Below are 17,268 nucleotides of genomic sequence, written 5' to 3'. Positions count from 1 at the left end.
AATGAAGAATTCTATATATTTATCAATAATCGGTTTAGTAGTTGCAGCCTGCGGAAGCGGGGGCGGAGACGATCCTGTTAATCCACCAGCAGAAAATACAGCTCCGTCAGCACCTGTATTGACAACTCCAGCTGACAATAAATTATGCCAAGATAATAATGTTTCTTTTCAGTGGAGCGCTTCAACTGACGAGCAAAAAGATGTTATCGTATATCAGATTCAAATTGCAAAAGATAACGGATTTACTCAAATCGTTAATACCCTTGACAATTCATCTCTTTCTACAAGTGCATTAGCACTAGAGAAAAACACAGCTTACTACTGGAGAGTAAAAGCGACTGACAGCAAAGGTTTATCTAGCTCATATTCTTCAACCTTTAAATTTTATACTGCTGGTACAGCAGTTGTAAATCATTTGCCATTTGCGCCAGAATTGATTGCTCCTGCAATAAATGCAGCCTTGAGCACTTCAACTGCAAATCTAACTTGGAATGCTTCTGATGTTGACACTGCAGATATTTTGACTTATGATGTCTATTTTGGAACTGCAAATCCGCCAACGGCAAAAGTGAGTGAGAATACAAGTTCAAAATCATTTGAGGTTACACTTCAGCCAACAACACAGTATTACTGGAGAATTGTGGTTAAAGACAATAAAGGTGGTGAAACCGTAGGACAGGTTTGGAAATTTAAAACCAACTAAGCCTTAAAAATTACAATTAGTTAAATCAAAAAATCCCATTTTCAATAATTAGAAAATGGGATTTTTTTATATCTAATTTATTATGTTTAAAGAATCTCTTCGCAAGTAAAAACCTCTTTCAATCGAACACCTTTTTCGGTATGTTCAACTGTTATAATCTGATTATGTGCATCGTGTTCTAAAAACAAATAATGATTCTGATCTGCTGCCAAATTCAAAAATTTCGATTTCTCAGGCATTGTTAACAAAGGTCTTGTGTCATAACCCATTACATAAGGAAGCGGAATATGTCCCGCTGTTGCCAATAAATCGGCGCAAAAAACAATCGTTTTATCTTGGTATTTTATATACGGAATCATCTGTTTTTCGGTATGCCCATCAACATAGTAAATTTCAAAACCAAGTGCTGCCGAAAAGCCAAAATCAGTTTCTGGTCTTTCAATAAAATTCAATTGTCCGCTTTCTTGCATTGGCAAAATATTTTCAGACAAGAAAGAAGCTTTTTCTCGAGCATTAGGTTTTGTTGCCCATTCCCAATGATTTTGGTTTGTCCAAAATTTGGCATTTTTAAAAGCTGGCTCGTACCCTGTTTTATCAGCATTCCATTGCACACTTCCTCCGCAATGATCAAAATGAAGATGTGTCATAAAAACATCTGTAATATCATCTCGATTAAAACCATATTTTGCTAAAGATTTGTCTAAAGAATGTGATCCCCAAAGCGAGTAATATCCAAAAAACTTTTCTGATTGTTTGTCGCCCATTCCAGTATCAATCAAAATAAGACGATTTCCGTCTTCAATCAATAAACAGCGTGCAGCAATATCGATAAGATTATTGGCATCGGCAGGATTGGTTTTATTCCAAATGGTTTTAGGAACAACGCCAAACATAGCGCCTCCATCTAACTTAAAATTTCCAGATTCTATAGGGTAAAGTTTCATGAGAGTGATTTTCTAAAACAACAAAGCTAGAAAATTCAAACTCCTTTTGCTAAATTTTAAAGTCAAAAAAACTTTTATTCTAATGTTACCGAAGTACTTCCCATTATTTCCTGCTTATCAAAGTAATTCACAAAATAAGTTCCTTTCTTAAACTGGTCAGCATTTAAAATTCCGTAAGCATTTACCGATTTACCCTGAAAATCTGTGCTTACTATAAAACTGTAAACAAGCGCTTTATCATTGCCAAATTCAATCAGTTTATTATCGCCTAAAACGGTGTTTTTCTGATCTAAAACCTGAACATAAAAAACTTTTCTTCCTGTCTTTGCAACAGCATTTCCGTTAACAGTAAAGCTAATTTTAAGTTTTTTTGTATTCTTTGCTTTTGTCGTTTCCAATTCAGCTCCAGAATTTTTTTCACGAAGTGCAATGGCTTTAAAGTTGCTTAAATACAATTTTGAAGCATCCTTTAAAGTCGATTCTAACTTTTTTTGTTTAGAAAGCAAAGTGTCATTTTCTACTTTTTGATTGTACATGACAACATTCTGGCTTTCTATTTCTGTCAATAAATTTTTATTCTGAGATTTCAGTTTTTTAATTTCCTGAACTCTGTTTTCTAATGATGTATTCAAATCTGAAAGCTGATTTCGATAAACTCTAATCTGCTCCGCCGATGGATTATTAGAAGCTTTAATAATAGCTACTAAATTTTCAACATTTTTACGCTCTAATTCTAATTCTTTAGACAAAGCTGTTTTTTCTAAAATAGCCTGATCATATGCTTTTTTTAATGCATTTAAAGAATCCAAAATATTCTTCTGCTCACTTGTTTCTTTACTTTCAAATGAGATTATATTGGCAATACTTTCCTCTTTAGCTTCACTATTATTCTTATCAGGTTCACTGCTAAAAACCAAGACTACAGCACCTACTCCTAAAACAAAAATTATAGCAAACAAGGGTTTAAACCACTTTATTTCATTTTGTTTTTTCATAATTACTCCTAATTTTCTGCAAAATTATTGAATAAAAAATGGTTGTAATCAGTAGAAATACTTGTTTTTTAACATTTAGGAGCGATATTTGCAGCTTAATTCTAAAAAGGAGTTCCTTTTGAAATTTTAGAACTATTTCAAAGTCGATTTTATCAAAATAAGTATTATCTATTTTCACATTTGTTATAATAATGTGAACCGCTATGGAAAAAGGTTTTTAAGTCGTATCTTTGCCGATAATTTCTATTTAACATTGAAAATTAGCGTTTTAAATCTGTACTAAATTCATTACAGATCAAAAATGTTCATTAAAAACAAACATCTAAGAACAATGATAAAAGTTTCTGATACTGCCAAAAAGAAAATCATCGATTTGATGACTGATGATGGTTTTGACGCCGCACACGACTACGTAAGAGTAGGTGTAAAGAGCGGTGGATGCTCTGGTTTGTCTTACGATTTAAAATTTGACAAAACCAAAGGAGAAGACGACAAAATATTCGTTGACAACGACATACAAATTGCTGTTGAAAAAAAATCATTCCTTTATTTAGCTGGAACAATTTTAGAATTTTCTGGCGGATTAAACGGAAAAGGTTTCGTTTTCAATAATCCAAATGCAAGCAGAACTTGCGGTTGCGGAGAATCATTCTCTCTTTAGTCAAAAGCTGAAAGTTGTAAAGTCATAAAGACTTCAATTGACTTTCGAACTTTAGACTCCAAAACTTTAGACAATAACAAAAATAATGAGCAAATACACCGAAGACGATTTAAAGATCGAACTGGAAACTAAAGAATATGAGTACGGATTTTATACCAATATAGAATCTGAGACTTTCCCTATTGGCTTAAACGAAGAAATTGTAAGAGCTATTTCTCTTAAAAAAGAAGAACCTGAATGGATGACCGAATGGCGTATCGAAGCTTTCCGTGCATGGAAAGAAATGATCGAGCCGGAATGGGCAAACGTACGTTATGAAAAACCAGATTTTCAGGCAATTTCATATTATTCAGCTCCAAAACAAGTAGATCCTAATAAAACTCTAGACGATGTTGATCCAGAATTATTAGAGATGTACAAAAAACTTGGAATTTCTATCGACGAACAAAAAAAGATGAACAATGTCGCTATGGATATTGTTGTCGACTCTGTTTCGGTAGCTACGACTTTCAAGAAAACTTTGGCAGAAAAAGGAATTATTTTCTGTCCGATTTCTGAAGCAATTAAAGAACACCCTGAATTAGTAAAAAAATATTTAGGGACTGTTGTACCTCAAAAAGACAACTTCTATGCAGCATTAAACTCAGCTGTTTTCTCTGACGGAAGTTTCTGTTATATTCCAAAAGGTGTAAAATGCCCAATGGAACTTTCAACATACTTTAGAATCAATCAAGCAGGAACTGGGCAATTCGAAAGAACTCTAGTTATTGCTGATGAAGGAAGTTACGTTTCTTACCTTGAAGGATGTACTGCTCCAAGCCGTGACGAAAACCAATTACACGCTGCTGTAGTTGAGTTAATCGCTTTGGACGATGCTGAAATTAAATATTCTACAGTTCAAAACTGGTTCCCTGGAAACAAAGAAGGAAAAGGTGGAGTTTACAACTTCGTTACAAAAAGAGGTTTATGCGAAACAAACGCTAAAATTTCTTGGACACAAGTTGAAACAGGTTCTGCTGTAACTTGGAAATATCCTTCTTGCGTACTTAAAGGAGATAATTCAGTAGGAGAATTTTATTCTATTGCTGTAACAAATAATTTCCAACAAGCTGATACTGGAACAAAAATGATCCATTTAGGAAAAAATACTAAATCGACTATTATTTCTAAAGGTATCTCGGCTGGAAAATCACAAAATAGCTACCGTGGTTTAGTGCAAATCTCTCCAAGAGCAGAGAATGCCAGAAACTTTTCTCAATGTGACTCATTGTTAATGGGTAACAATTGCGGTGCGCATACTTTCCCATACATCGAAAGTAAAAATCCATCTGCAAAAATTGAGCACGAAGCAACTACAAGTAAAATTGGAGAAGATCAAGTTTTCTATTGCAACCAAAGAGGTATTCCGACTGAAAAAGCGATTGCCTTAATTGTAAATGGTTTTAGTAAAGACGTCTTGAACAAACTTCCGATGGAATTTGCTGTTGAAGCTCAAAAATTATTAGAGATTTCTTTAGAAGGATCTGTAGGTTAATTTGAAGATGCAAAATAAAAAAGTCATCATTTTAGGTTCTTCTAGAAAAAACGGAAATACAACAAAAATTGTAGATGCGCTTTCAAAAGAACATAATATTGATGTAGTTAATTTAAGTGATTATAATATTTCGTATTATGATTACGAAAGCAAAAATATAGGCGATGATTTTTTGCCTCTGATAAGAGGAATTATCGAAAAGTATGATACTTTAATTTTTGCAACGCCCATTTATTGGTATAATATGAGCGGAATTATGAAGGTCTTTTTTGACAGGATTTCAGATTTAATCCGAATTGAAAAAGAGACCGGAAGAAAACTAAGAGGAAAAAAAATCGGAGTGATATCAAATTCTCACGACGATGAGACTGACGAAAGTTTTTACATTCCGTTTCAAAAATCTGCCGATTATTTAGGCATGGAATATTTAGGACACGCGCATTTTAATGCTAATGTTCTAAACCAAACAACAAAAATAAAATTGACATTTATATAAAATAAAGAACAATGTTATCAATAAAAAACCTTCACGCCGCGATTGGTGATAAAGAAATCCTTAAGGGAATTAATATAGAAGTTAAAGCTGGAGAAGTTCACGCGATAATGGGACCAAACGGTTCTGGAAAAAGTACTCTTTCTGCTGTTATTGCAGGAAACGAAAATTATGAAGTTACAGATGGAGAGGTTATTCTTGACGGAGAAGATCTTGCTGATTTGGCTCCAGAAGAGAGAGCACATAAAGGTGTTTTCCTTTCTTTTCAATATCCGGTAGAAATTCCTGGAGTTAGCGTTACTAACTTCATGAAAACGGCGATCAACGAAACTCGTAAAGCAAACGGACAAGAGGAAATGCCAGCAAACGAAATGCTGAAAGTAATTCGTGAGAAATCTGAATTGTTAGAAATCGACCGTAAATTTCTTTCTCGTTCTCTTAATGAAGGTTTTTCTGGAGGAGAGAAAAAAAGAAACGAAATTTTCCAAATGGCAATGTTAGAGCCAAAATTAGCTATCCTTGACGAAACCGATTCTGGTCTTGATATCGACGCATTAAGAATTGTTGCAAATGGTGTAAACAAATTAAAAAGCGACAAAAACGCAATTATCGTCATTACACACTACCAACGTTTGCTAGATTATATCGTTCCTGATTTCGTTCACGTTCTTTACAACGGAAGAATCGTAAAATCTGGTGGAAAAGAATTGGCTTACGAACTTGAGGAAAAAGGATACGACTGGATCAAAGCAGAAAACTAGTTTACAGTTACAGTTTACAGTTTGCAAAAACTCATAACTCATAACTCATAACTTACAACTAAGAAAATGGATTTAAAAGAAAAATTAGTATCGTCTTTTATGGCTTTTGAAGAGCGTGTCGATGTACATTCAGATTTACATGACATACGCACAAATGCTTTAAAAAACTTCGAAAATAAAGGTTTCCCAACCAAAAAAGAAGAAGCTTGGAAATATACATCGCTAAATGCCATCTTAAAAAATGACTTTACGGTTTTTCCAAAGGAAGAAAATGCAATCGAATTTAACCAAGTAAAAAAATACTTTTTGCACGAAATTGATACGTACAAATTAGTATTTATCGATGGCGTTTTCAGTTCGCATTTATCTTCTACAACGCATGATGGAATAGATGTTTGCTTGATGTCATCGGCATTAACCAAACCAAAATATAAAATGATTATTGATACCTACTTTAATCAAATTGCAAGTAAAGATGATAGTTTGACTTCATTGAATACTGCTTTTGCAATTGAAGGTGCTTTTATCAATATTCCGAAGAAAAAAGTAGCAGATAAACCAATTGAGATTATGTATTTCTCAACAGGAAATGAAGCCGCTTTAATGGTTCAGCCAAGAAATTTGGTTATTGTGGGCGAAAATTCACATGTACAAATTATTGAGCGTCACCAAAGTTTAAACGAAAATCCAGTTTTAACAAACTCTGTTACTGAGATTTTTGCTCAAAAACGTGCGATTGTTGATTATTACAAAATCCAAAACGATAATAGTGAAGCCAATTTAATTGACAACACTTATGTTTCTCAACAACAGGAAAGTCATGCTTATGTGCACACTTTCTCTTTTGGTGGAAATTTAACTCGTAACAACTTAAACTTTTACCATTTCGGAGAAAGATTAACAAGTACATTAAACGGAATTTCGATTTTAAACGACAAACAACACGTTGACCATTATACTTTGGTAAACCATGCACAGCCAAACTGCGAAAGTTTCCAAGATTATAAAGGAATTTTTTCTGATCGCTCAACAGGAGTTTTCAACGGAAAAGTTTTGGTAGAAAAAGAAGCTCAAAAAACAAATGCTTTCCAAAAAAGCAACAATATTTTATTGAGTGATAAAGCGACTATCAACGCAAAACCACAATTAGAGATTTTTGCAGATGACGTAAAATGTTCTCACGGTTGTACAGTTGGACAACTTGATGAAACAGCAATGTTCTACATGCAGTCTCGTGGAATCCCGAAAAAAGAAGCAAAAGCTTTATTGATGTACGCATTCTCAAATGCCGTTATCGAAAGCATTAAAATACCAGAATTAAAACAAAGAATTACTAAAATCATTGCCATGAAATTAGGCGTGAATTTAGGATTTGATTTGTAAAAAATTCTTTTTACTAAAAATGAAAAACCGATAAGCTTTTAAAGTTTATCGGTTTTTTTGTGCTATCCTGCAAGGTTTCCAAAACCTTGTAGGTATTATATTTACGTTTCTATACCTACAAGGTTTTAGAAACCTTGCAGGAAGAAAACATCTCTATTTCTTCACACTCTCAATAATCCCCTTCAAAAACCCATTAAAATCAAATCCAGGCTCTTCTTCCCTTACTCCCATTCTCACAATCACCATGTCTTTTGATGGAATAATTGCGACCATTTGGCCTTGATATCCACTGCAATAAAACATATCACGAGGAACATCAGGGAATTTTCCTCCGGCGTTTAGCCAAAATTGCGCTCCATATTTTCCTTCCGAAGTATTGGTTGGTGTTGCTGTATATTTTACCCAGCTTTCATCTAGAATTTGTTCGCCGTTCCAGTTTCCTTTTCTTAGATATAGTAATCCAAATTTTGACCAATCACGAGGTGTTGCCCATCCGTAAGAAGAACCTACGAAAGTTCCGCTCATATCTTGCTCGACAATCATCGAGTTCATTCCGATTTTGTCGATTACGGCGCTGTACCAAAAATCAAGATATTCTTGTTGGGTTTTAAATTGGCTTCTTAAAATTCTCGATAATAAATTGGTCGTTCCAGAAGAATAATACCAATGCGTGTTTGGTTTGTACTTCGCTGGTTTGTCCATTTGAACTTTTCCCATATCTTCAGATTGGAAAAGCATTTGTGTCGCATCGCAAATCGTGCTATAATTCTCTTCCCATTCCAAACCAGAATTCATGTGAAGCAAATCATTTATGGTAATATTTTTACGCTCATCATTTTGCCATTCTGCAACTAGAGCAGGTTTATAAATATCAATCTTTCCTTGTTTTGCCAAAACTCCAAAAGCAGAACTTGTGATACTTTTTGTCATTGACCAACCCAAAATTTTACTGTCTTTATTAAAACCTGTATCGTATTTTTCGCCGATTAATTTGTCTTTATATAAAACTACAACAGCGCGCGTACGTTTTGCTTTTCCCCCATTTTTATCGAATGAATCATCAATTGCTTTTTTCAATTTTGCGTAATCCACATTCGCGAAAGCGGTATCTTTTGGTTCATTATTTCCGTATGGAAAAGGAAGATTGTTGGCTAATTTTGTTCTTTTTGGAAGCAAATATGGTTTCGAAACATCATAATCATCATTAATTAATAAAGCGCCTAAACCGTCTCTGTATATCGCTTTCCTTTCTTTCAAACCATAAACTGCTGATGTTGCAAATTTTCCTGCATCATTAATTGTGTTTGTTGCAAGATCTAATAAATGAATATCATTATCGGTTTTTTGAATTAAATCCAATGGACGATTATCTATAAAATGTCCCGATGCAACACTTTTGGCTGAGAAACCAGAAATCAAATCAAGCTTCGGATAAGTGGTAAATCCGAAATACAAAAAAGCAAGAACTAAAGCGAGTACAAGTACTTTTAGAAATTTTTTCATAGCGATGTTAGATATTTTTAATGCAATATAAATAATTTATGTTCACGATTTTAGAACTCAAATTACAAATCTGATTCGGATAATGCAGAAAACGGAATGTTTTTTTATGGAATCGGCATTAGCGCCTCGTAGCAATGGCGCCATAAAAGGAAATTATAGAATTAATGTATAAACAAATTTAGTTTTAGTACTTTTGTAAATAGATTTTTTCTAAATAAGACATGCTAGATATTCAAAAAATAAGAGCTGATTTCCCGATACTTTCTCAAACTGTAAACGGAAAGCCATTAGTATATTTCGACAACGGAGCTACTTCGCAAAAACCACAAGTTGTTATTGATGCTGAAGTAAAATATTATAACGAAATCAATGCCAACATTCATCGTGGCGTTCACACTTTAAGCCAGTTAGCAACTGACGCTTATGAGATTTCTCGCGGAAAAGTAAAAGATCACATCAACGCAAAACATGCGCATGAAGTTCTTTTTACTTCAGGAACTACGCACGGAATTAATTTAGTTGCAAACGGTTTTGCTTCGATTTTAAAACCTGGAGACGAAGTGGTTGTTTCTTCATTGGAACATCATAGTAACATCGTGCCTTGGCAAATGTTATGCGAAAAAACTGGTGCTGTTTTAAAAGTTATTCCAATCGATTACAATGGAGAATTAATCATTGCCGAATTTGACAAACTGCTTTCAGATAAAACGAAAATTGTTACCGTAAATCATATTTCAAATGCATTGGGTGTAATTAATCCAATCAAATACATTATTGATAAAGCGCATTCATTTGGCGCTGCAGTTTTGATTGACGGTGCGCAGGCCGTTCCGCATTTAAAACCAAATGTTCAGGAATTAGATTGCGATTTTTATGCTTTTTCAGGACATAAAATGTGCGGTCCAACTGGAACTGGAATTCTTTACGGAAAAGAAGAATGGTTAAATAAACTTCCTCCTTATCAAGGTGGAGGCGAAATGATCAAAGAGGTTACTTTCGAGAAAACTACTTACGCAGATCTTCCTCATAAATTTGAAGCTGGAACTCCAAATATCGCTGGTGGAATTGTTTTAGGAACTGCAATTGATTATCTAAACGAGATCGGTTTTGATAAAATTCATGAATATGAAAATGAATTGTTAGAACACGCTACAAAACGTCTTAACGAAATTGAAGGTATCCGAATTTATGGAAACACCAAAAATAAGGCGTCTGTAATTTCGTTTAATATTGATGGAATTCATCCGTATGATGTTGGTTCTATTATAGATAAACTTGGAATTGCAGTTAGAACAGGACATCATTGTGCACAGCCAATCATGAATTTCTTCTGTATTCCGGGAACAATTCGCGCTTCTTTTTCTTTCTATAATACAAAAGAAGAAATTGATCAAATGGTTGAGGCGGTTAAGAAAGCACAAGCTATGTTAAGCTAAAAAAACTAAATATGCGAATAGTATCATTATTGCTCCTGACACTTTTTATTGCTACGGGATGCTGCAGTCAAAAAAAAGCAGACATGAAATCTACACAAATTGAATATTCTGCACTTTCAAGAGGCTATTATAAAGTAATAACTGTACAAGACAAATCGGTTTCGGTTGTTAAGGAACGTAACGCTGAAGCTGTTAAAAGCAAGATTAATGATGCGAAATGGAACGAGATTGTTTCAGCATATTCAAAAGTTAATTTAGACAATCTTTCTACCTTAAAAGCACCGACAGACAAACGCACTTATGATGGCGCTGCAATAGGAAATTTAAAAATAACTAAAGAAGGAAAAACATACGAAACACCAGGTTTTGACAATGGTTTTCCTCCAAAAGAAATCGAAAAACTAGTAAACTTATTAGTTGATTTTTCTAAAGAATAATTATGACAATAAAAGAGATACAAGACGAAATAATCGATGAATTTTCAATGTTCGATGATTGGATGCAGCGTTATGAATACATTATCGAATTAGGAAAAAGTCTTCCTTTAATTAAAGAAGAATACAAAACCGACGATAATTTAATCAAAGGCTGCCAGTCAAAAGTTTGGCTACAAGGTGAACAAAACGATGATAAAATTGTTTTTACCGCTGATAGCGATGCGATTTTGACAAAGGGAATAATTGCGATTTTAATTCGTGCTTTTTCCAATCAAAAAGCAAAAGATATTCTTGAAGCAGACACCGATTTTATAGACGAAATTGGCTTAAAAGAACATTTATCTGCAACCCGTGCCAACGGTTTGGTTTCGATGATAAAAAACATCAAAATGTACGCTTTGGCTTTTGATGCTAAAAACAAAAATTAAAAAAATTTAAACCATTAAGGCATTAAGATTCATAAAGTACTAAGCTTAATTTTCTAAGTATTAGAAGAGAATTAAGCGTACTGCAAAACTTAATTTTCTTAATATCTTAATGGTAAAAACAAAAAATAAAAATGGAACAAGAAATAGACACAAACGAATTAGGAGAATCAATCGTAAGAGTTTTAAAAGGCATTTACGATCCTGAGATTCCTGTAGATATTTATGAATTAGGATTAATTTACGATGTAATGGTAAATACAGATTACGAAGTAAAAATCCTTATGACACTTACTTCACCAAACTGCCCAGTTGCAGAAAGTCTACCGAGAGAAGTAGAAGAAAAAGTAAAAGCCATTGAAAACATTAAAGATGTTGACGTTGAAATTACTTTTGATCCGCCTTGGAGCAAAGACTTAATGAGCGAAGAAGCTAAATTAGAATTAGGAATGCTTTAATAAAAAGTGTTCAGTATTTAGTTTTTTAGTGTTCAGAAATTACTGAATACTAAAAAACTGAACACTGTTTACTAGAAAAATCATGGAAGAAATCATCAATAAAGTTGCCAATAGTGCTTTAGAAGTTTTTGATCTTGAGGATTATTATCCAAAAGGAATGCGAGTGCAAATTGACATTTCGCAATGGCTTTTGGAAGGATTTTTATTGAAAGAAAAAGACTTTAGAGAACATCTTAAAAATCATGATTGGTCACAATATCAAGATCAATACGTAGCTGTACACTGCAGTACAGATGCTATAATTCCCGCTTGGGCATTAATTTTGGTTGGTGTTCATTTGGCGCCTTTTGCAAAAAAAGTTGTGAACGGAACTATAGAAGACCTTGATGCAAGCCTTTATGAAGAGCTTTTAAGCAAAATAGATTACTCTGTTTACAAAGGTAAACCAGTCATTGTAAAAGGCTGTTCAAGAAAACCAGTTCCAATGCGTGCGTATATTTTGGCTACAAATTATTTACAGCCATTTGCCCGCAGTATTATGTACGGTGAAGCATGTTCTGCAGTGCCTCTATACAAAGAATCTAAGAAATAACCTGCAATAACACTGCTGTAAACCTTAACTTTCCATTGGTTTTTAGTATATTTGATTATACACTCTAAACTAAAAACCATGAGAAAGATAACCTTATTACTTTTCATTTTAGTAAATTTCACATTTTTACAAGCCCAAAACACCGAAAAAGAACTAGCACAAAACACCGAAAAAGCTGTCAAAAAAATCAATGATACAATTGAAAAAGAAGGCTGGAAGGCAAAAGGAACCGTATCCCTTTTATTAAACCAATCCAGTTTCAACAATTGGATTGCTGGAGGTGAAGATAGTTTTTCTGGAACGCTAGGAATCAATTACGACTTCAATTACAAAAAAGACGATTTAACTTGGGATAATAAAGTTCTTGCGTACTATGGTTTACTTCAAACCAAAAATGCCGATTTTGAAAAGAAAACAGACGATAGATTCGAATTCAATTCCATTGTCGGAAAAAGAGCATTCGGAGAATGGTATTACTCTTATTTCTTAAACTTTAGAACACAATTTACAACTGGATATATTTACGGACAGGATCCAAACGGAAAAGAAATCAGAACTGAAAACACCAAATTCATGTCTCCAGGTTATCTAACTACCGGCCCAGGTATTTATTGGTCTAAAGATGAGAATCTTAAAATAAATTTTGCACCGCTAACCTCAAAATTCACATTTGTAGATAAAGCGTATACAACAGCCATTGATCCTGCCACAGGTTTGCCTTATCCTGATGGATATTATTTTGGTGTTGATGCTAACAAAAGCATGCGTTATGAACTCGGATTTTATGCTTCTGTCTATTACAAATTGGCCATTATGACCAATGTAACTGCCGAAAACACTCTAAATCTATATTCAAATTATTTAGAAGACCCACAAAACGTTGATATTAATTATTCCTTAAACATTGTCATGAAAGTAAATAAATTTCTATCGGCAAACTTTTCTTTCCAAACTATCTACGATGACAATGCTTTTCAGGGTTTCCAAACAAGAGAAGTATTTGGTCTAGGAGTTAATTTTGGGTTTTAATCTGAAAATTAAAAACGCTAATATTTTACCGCAAAGGGCGCTAAGATCTTCATAAGTTACGCTTTTATATAAAACAAAAGTTCGCAAAGCTAAATTTAGATTTAGCTTTGCGAACTTTTGTTTTTTGAAAATCCTTTAAATAATCTTAGCGCTCTTTGCGGTTAATTACTATTCCTGATCTTCATCCTTTTCAACTGCATCCTTATAATCAGGATATAAGAAATTGTTGTAAGGAAAACGTGTGATATGAATTTGGCGAACCGCTTCGTATACTGTCTCTCTGAACTCTTCGAAATTCTCTTTATTTCTGGCAGAAATAAACAACGCTTTATCCTGACCTACATTACTCATCCAAGTTTGTTTCCACTCGTCAAGCGTCCAATATTTTCTTGTTCTTTCGGTGATCAAATCATCTTCGTCAATAATAAGATGTTTGTAAGCATCGATTTTATTAAAAACCATAATTGTTGGTTTATCGTTGCTTTTTATTTCTTGCAAAGTCTTATTTACAGATTCAATATGATCTTCAAAATCAGGATGCGAAATATCAACTACATGAAGCAATAAATCGGCTTCACGAACCTCATCTAGAGTACTTTTAAAAGAATCGACCAATTGCGTTGGCAGTTTTCGAATAAATCCAACTGTATCAGAAAGTAAGAAAGGAAGGTTTTTTATCACCACTTTTCTAACTGTTGTATCTAAGGTTGCAAACAATTTATTCTCAACAAAAACATCACTTTTACCAACTGCATTCATCAAAGTCGATTTTCCCACATTGGTATATCCAACCAAAGCTACTCGAACCATTGCACCGCGATTGCTTCGCTGAATGCTCATTTGTTTGTCGATCGTTTTGATTTTATCTTTCAATAACGAAATTCTGTCACGCACAATACGTCTATCGGTTTCAATCTCTGTTTCTCCCGGTCCACGCATACCAATACCTCCTTTTTGACGCTCAAGGTGTGTCCATAAACCAGAAAGTCTCGGAAGCAAATACTGGCATTGTGCCAATTCTACCTGAGTTCTTGCATAAGAAGTTTCAGCTCTCTGCGCAAAAATATCTAGAATTAAGTTGGTTCTATCTAGAATTTTGCAGTCAATAATTCTTGAGATGTTTTTCTGCTGTGAAGGCGTTAATTCATCATCAAAAATTACAGTCGATATTTTGTTTTCTTTTACAAAAAGATTAATGTCATCAATTTTTCCCGTACCCACAAAAGTCTTCGGATTAGGGCGTTCCATTTTTTGCGAAAAGCGTTTAATAACTTCACCTCCTGCGGTAAAAGTCAAAAACTCCAATTCGTCTAAATATTCATTTAGTTTTTCTTCACTTTGATTCTGAGTAACAATACCAACAATTACTGTTCTCTCAAAATTTATAACTTCTTTTTCTAACATAGTCTTGAATAAGGTGCAAATTTAATCATTTGTCGGCTACAATCAATTATACAATTTTGTTTTTACATTTATATTTAGAAGAATACACTCCAAAAAAAAAATGGAACCCGTCAAGATAAACTCAACAAGGTTCCACTTAGTCAATAAATGGTCTAAGTTTAAAACTTTTATTCGTAAATAAAGGTTTTTTCCGTTTTCACAATTCCGTTTTCTTCTATCTGAGAACAAGAAATCGGGTAATTTAATTTATTGTATTTGTATTTTCTGCTCACCGCAACTAAAGCTGTTGATGATGGGCTGAAATTCATTTCGTTATTATAAGAAATCGATTCAAATTCAAATTCTTCTTCATGATATGAAATCATTGGTACAATTACTTTGTAATTATCTCCAAAAAGACTTTGAACGATTAACTGATCAACCGATTTTTTATCATCGTACGTATATGTTTTTGAGATTTTATCTCCAACCAAACCTTTGTGTCTTGACACATTGTCGTTTACATAAACATATTCTAATTTTCCAATAATTGTCTTGTTTCTATCGCGAGAAGTACGTCTTACAATAATTCCGTTTTCAACAAGATATTCAATATCGTCAACTAGATTCTGATGATTGGTGCTCTTTTTTGTTGTTACTTTTACTCTTGCTCCTTCATAAACAAACGAAACAACTTTTGTAATATAATTAGGTCCTTCCTGATATTTTTTTACAAATTTGGTGATGTTGTTATCAGCATCGTACGTATAGTTTATTACTTCTTTCCAGTCGCTTCCTACTTTATCTTTTACAGTCATATCCAGCAATCCATTTTTGTTGTAATAGAAATGCTGCACAACATCTGAAGTAGTTATCGTTTGGAGCTTACCCTCTTTAAAAACCATTGTTTTGTTAACAATTTCGCCGTCTTTAGAGTTTTGGTAATTTGTTTTTACAATGTTAATCTGCTTTAGTTTAACGTTGTCTTGACTGTGCATCAAGAAAGGAAACACCATCATTAAGATGGCAATAAAGTAGGTTTTCATGTGGTATTTGTATTGATTTGGGATGACCAAAGTACAAAATTCAATTAGATTTTAACACTTTGAAGTACAAAAACTACAAACTTTTCAATAATACTCTAAAATTCAGCCTATTAATTTCCTTTTTACAAAATACCGCTTACTTTTCTCCAAATATTTTAATATCATCAACCATAAATGCACCATTTAATGTTTTGTCTTTTCCTGAGCCAATATACTTAAAGGCAATATTTATGTTCCCAGAATAAGAAGAAAGATCAATTCCGCCCGAGCTGATAAACTCACGGGAAGGAGTTGAGAGTGTTGGGACTTTTGCTTCCAATTTTGTCCATTTTGCTTTAGTCACACTTGCACCATCAAAATTAGTTGAAACATATACTTCTAAAGTATTTAATGGAGAATCAATCTTCAAATCGTGTTGCGCGCTTCTAAAAGAAAGTACTGCATTTTTATATTCTGATAAATTTATTTTAGGCGACACAAGCCAAGCCACATTCTCGGCTGCCGTTGTGCTTGTTGTATTAAATTCAGCATAGCCATTTCCAGAATATACCATGCTTTTCCAGAGTTTTGTAGCTTTTTCTACAATATTACTCCAACCTGGAAGCACAAAATTGACGTTATTTTTAACCGACTGGAAATCTTCTGCAAAAAGCGGAGTATTTCTTTTTCCGTTCATCACAATATCGCTTTCATAACGAACCATAAACTGATAGTCTGTACCAAATTTTGTTAGAATTCCTTTGACCGTTCCGCTTCCTTCTGGCACAAAATGATCTGCAAATTTTGCATAACTGCTGGTTCTAAAAATAATCTGATTTCCTGTTTTATCTCTTAAATACCAGTTTGTTGAACCTCCAACATTATTTGATTCTTCAAAATAATGGCGTCCTAATGCTGCTTCGGTAAATTCCACATCGTTTAATTCTATCAACGTATTTAGCTTAGAATCTGAAAGTGCTTTTTCTATAGAAAGTGATTTAACCAATTGATTCTCGTCTATATTTGTACACGAAGCGTTTAATACATTTTTATATTCATTTTGAGAAATTCTTCCAATTGTCGGGTCGCCAGCATTGCTCACATACAAACTCCCTATTCTTAAACCACCATAATACAAATCTGTAAATTGGTTTTTAAGTTTTACAAACACCTTATTTCCCACTCGATAATCGATGTAAGTATTAGTTGCATCAATTGGAACACTAAACCCAATTGCCTGTACTTTTTCAGTTTCTTTAGTCTGCAATGAAATAGTTTTGAAGAAATTACCTCCTTCATCACTCGAAACCACATAAGCCTCTATAATGTCATCGTACAAATATTGTTTTGCTGTTGGACTCGCAAGCTCATACACTTTTTCTACACTTTTATTCACAGAAAGATTGGGCTGAGTGCAGGCTAATTCTGGAGTTTCAACTTCTTTACTGCAGCTGATTAAGGATAATACAAAAATTAAAATTAGTTTTTTCATGAGAAATAGGTTTT

General features: G+C 33.6%; 18 protein-coding genes. 12 read left to right on the top strand and 6 right to left on the bottom strand.

The window, feature by feature from the left end; genetic code table 11:
• Position 1 precedes the first annotated feature (1 nt).
• On the top strand, positions 2 to 703 hold the full coding sequence (locus PQ463_RS18815; protein WP_274254988.1) for a fibronectin type III domain-containing protein: 702 nt from the start codon (positions 2 to 4) through the stop codon (positions 701 to 703).
• Between the two features lie 86 nt (positions 704 to 789).
• Here the strand turns inward: PQ463_RS18815 and PQ463_RS18810 are convergent, their stop codons facing one another.
• Together PQ463_RS18810 and PQ463_RS18805 are read right to left on the bottom strand one after the other, a co-directional pair.
• Positions 790 to 1,647 (bottom strand): MBL fold metallo-hydrolase, encoded by an 858-nt coding sequence (locus PQ463_RS18810; RefSeq protein ID WP_274254987.1) that lies wholly within the window; start codon positions 1,645 to 1,647, stop codon positions 790 to 792.
• Positions 1,648 to 1,721: 74 nt separating this feature from the next.
• Positions 1,722 to 2,642, bottom strand: a complete 921-nt coding sequence (locus PQ463_RS18805; protein WP_274254986.1) for a DUF8428 domain-containing protein — start codon at positions 2,640 to 2,642, stop codon at positions 1,722 to 1,724.
• Positions 2,643 to 2,973: 331 nt separating this feature from the next.
• On the opposite strand from PQ463_RS18805, the gene PQ463_RS18800 reads away from it, so the two are divergent.
• The 5 genes from PQ463_RS18800 to sufD all read left to right on the top strand — a co-directional run bounded on the left by PQ463_RS18800 (position 2,974) and on the right by sufD (position 7,474).
• Positions 2,974 to 3,303 carry a HesB/IscA family protein gene (locus PQ463_RS18800; RefSeq protein WP_111286450.1) on the top strand — a complete coding sequence of 110 codons (330 nt, stop codon included), beginning with the start codon at positions 2,974 to 2,976 and terminating at the stop codon, positions 3,301 to 3,303.
• An 85-nt stretch (positions 3,304 to 3,388) separates the two neighbouring features.
• Entirely contained in the window at positions 3,389 to 4,837 is a 1,449-nt protein-coding gene (sufB, locus tag PQ463_RS18795) for a Fe-S cluster assembly protein SufB (protein ID WP_111378880.1), read from the top strand.
• Positions 4,838 to 4,844: 7 nt separating this feature from the next.
• Positions 4,845 to 5,333, top strand: coding sequence for a flavodoxin family protein (locus tag PQ463_RS18790; protein WP_274254985.1), 489 nt, complete (start codon positions 4,845 to 4,847; stop codon positions 5,331 to 5,333).
• An 11-nt stretch (positions 5,334 to 5,344) separates the two neighbouring features.
• Positions 5,345 to 6,091, top strand: coding sequence for a Fe-S cluster assembly ATPase SufC (sufC, locus tag PQ463_RS18785; protein ID WP_008466070.1), 747 nt, complete (start codon positions 5,345 to 5,347; stop codon positions 6,089 to 6,091).
• A gap of 66 nt (positions 6,092 to 6,157) precedes the next feature.
• Positions 6,158 to 7,474 carry a Fe-S cluster assembly protein SufD gene (gene sufD / locus PQ463_RS18780; protein ID WP_274254984.1) on the top strand — a complete coding sequence of 439 codons (1,317 nt, stop codon included), beginning with the start codon at positions 6,158 to 6,160 and terminating at the stop codon, positions 7,472 to 7,474.
• Positions 7,475 to 7,627: 153 nt separating this feature from the next.
• Here sufD and PQ463_RS18775 read toward each other — a convergent pair whose 3' ends face one another.
• Complete coding sequence (locus tag PQ463_RS18775) at positions 7,628 to 8,977, bottom strand: serine hydrolase domain-containing protein (protein WP_274254983.1); 1,350 nt, start codon at positions 8,975 to 8,977, stop codon at positions 7,628 to 7,630.
• 221 nt (positions 8,978 to 9,198) lie between these two features.
• Between PQ463_RS18775 and PQ463_RS18770 the strand changes: the two genes are divergently transcribed.
• The 6 genes from PQ463_RS18770 to PQ463_RS18745 all read left to right on the top strand — a co-directional run bounded on the left by PQ463_RS18770 (position 9,199) and on the right by PQ463_RS18745 (position 13,354).
• Positions 9,199 to 10,413, top strand: coding sequence for an aminotransferase class V-fold PLP-dependent enzyme (locus tag PQ463_RS18770; RefSeq protein WP_274254982.1), 1,215 nt, complete (start codon positions 9,199 to 9,201; stop codon positions 10,411 to 10,413).
• Positions 10,414 to 10,424: 11 nt separating this feature from the next.
• Entirely contained in the window at positions 10,425 to 10,850 is a 426-nt protein-coding gene (locus tag PQ463_RS18765; protein ID WP_274254981.1) for a hypothetical protein, read from the top strand.
• 2 nt (positions 10,851 to 10,852) lie between these two features.
• Positions 10,853 to 11,278, top strand: a complete 426-nt coding sequence (locus tag PQ463_RS18760; RefSeq protein WP_012023259.1) for a SufE family protein — start codon at positions 10,853 to 10,855, stop codon at positions 11,276 to 11,278.
• A gap of 131 nt (positions 11,279 to 11,409) precedes the next feature.
• The gene (locus tag PQ463_RS18755; protein WP_008466058.1) at positions 11,410 to 11,733 is read left to right on the top strand and encodes an SUF system Fe-S cluster assembly protein; all 324 of its coding nucleotides are present in this window, start codon (positions 11,410 to 11,412) and stop codon (positions 11,731 to 11,733) included.
• An 82-nt stretch (positions 11,734 to 11,815) separates the two neighbouring features.
• Positions 11,816 to 12,325, top strand: coding sequence for a DUF2480 family protein (locus PQ463_RS18750; RefSeq protein WP_274254980.1), 510 nt, complete (start codon positions 11,816 to 11,818; stop codon positions 12,323 to 12,325).
• Between the two features lie 78 nt (positions 12,326 to 12,403).
• Complete coding sequence (locus tag PQ463_RS18745; protein ID WP_274254979.1) at positions 12,404 to 13,354, top strand: DUF3078 domain-containing protein; 951 nt, start codon at positions 12,404 to 12,406, stop codon at positions 13,352 to 13,354.
• A 168-nt stretch (positions 13,355 to 13,522) separates the two neighbouring features.
• Here the strand turns inward: PQ463_RS18745 and hflX are convergent, their stop codons facing one another.
• The 3 genes from hflX to PQ463_RS18730 form a co-directional block, all read right to left on the bottom strand.
• Positions 13,523 to 14,758, bottom strand: a complete 1,236-nt coding sequence (gene hflX, locus PQ463_RS18740; protein WP_274254978.1) for a GTPase HflX — start codon at positions 14,756 to 14,758, stop codon at positions 13,523 to 13,525.
• 167 nt (positions 14,759 to 14,925) lie between these two features.
• Entirely contained in the window at positions 14,926 to 15,783 is an 858-nt protein-coding gene (locus PQ463_RS18735; protein ID WP_274254977.1) for a hypothetical protein, read from the bottom strand.
• Between the two features lie 136 nt (positions 15,784 to 15,919).
• Positions 15,920 to 17,254: a DUF5689 domain-containing protein gene (locus PQ463_RS18730; protein WP_274254976.1), complete on the bottom strand. Its 1,335-nt coding sequence runs from the start codon at positions 17,252 to 17,254 to the stop codon at positions 15,920 to 15,922.
• Between the last annotated feature and the right edge of the window lie 14 nt (positions 17,255 to 17,268).

The organism is Flavobacterium sp. KACC 22763 (genome assembly GCF_028736155.1).
In the GTDB taxonomy this organism is placed as follows: Bacteria; Bacteroidota; Bacteroidia; order Flavobacteriales; family Flavobacteriaceae; genus Flavobacterium.
Note: the sequence above shows the minus strand (reverse complement) of the source record. Positions and strands in the feature narration are given on the sequence as shown.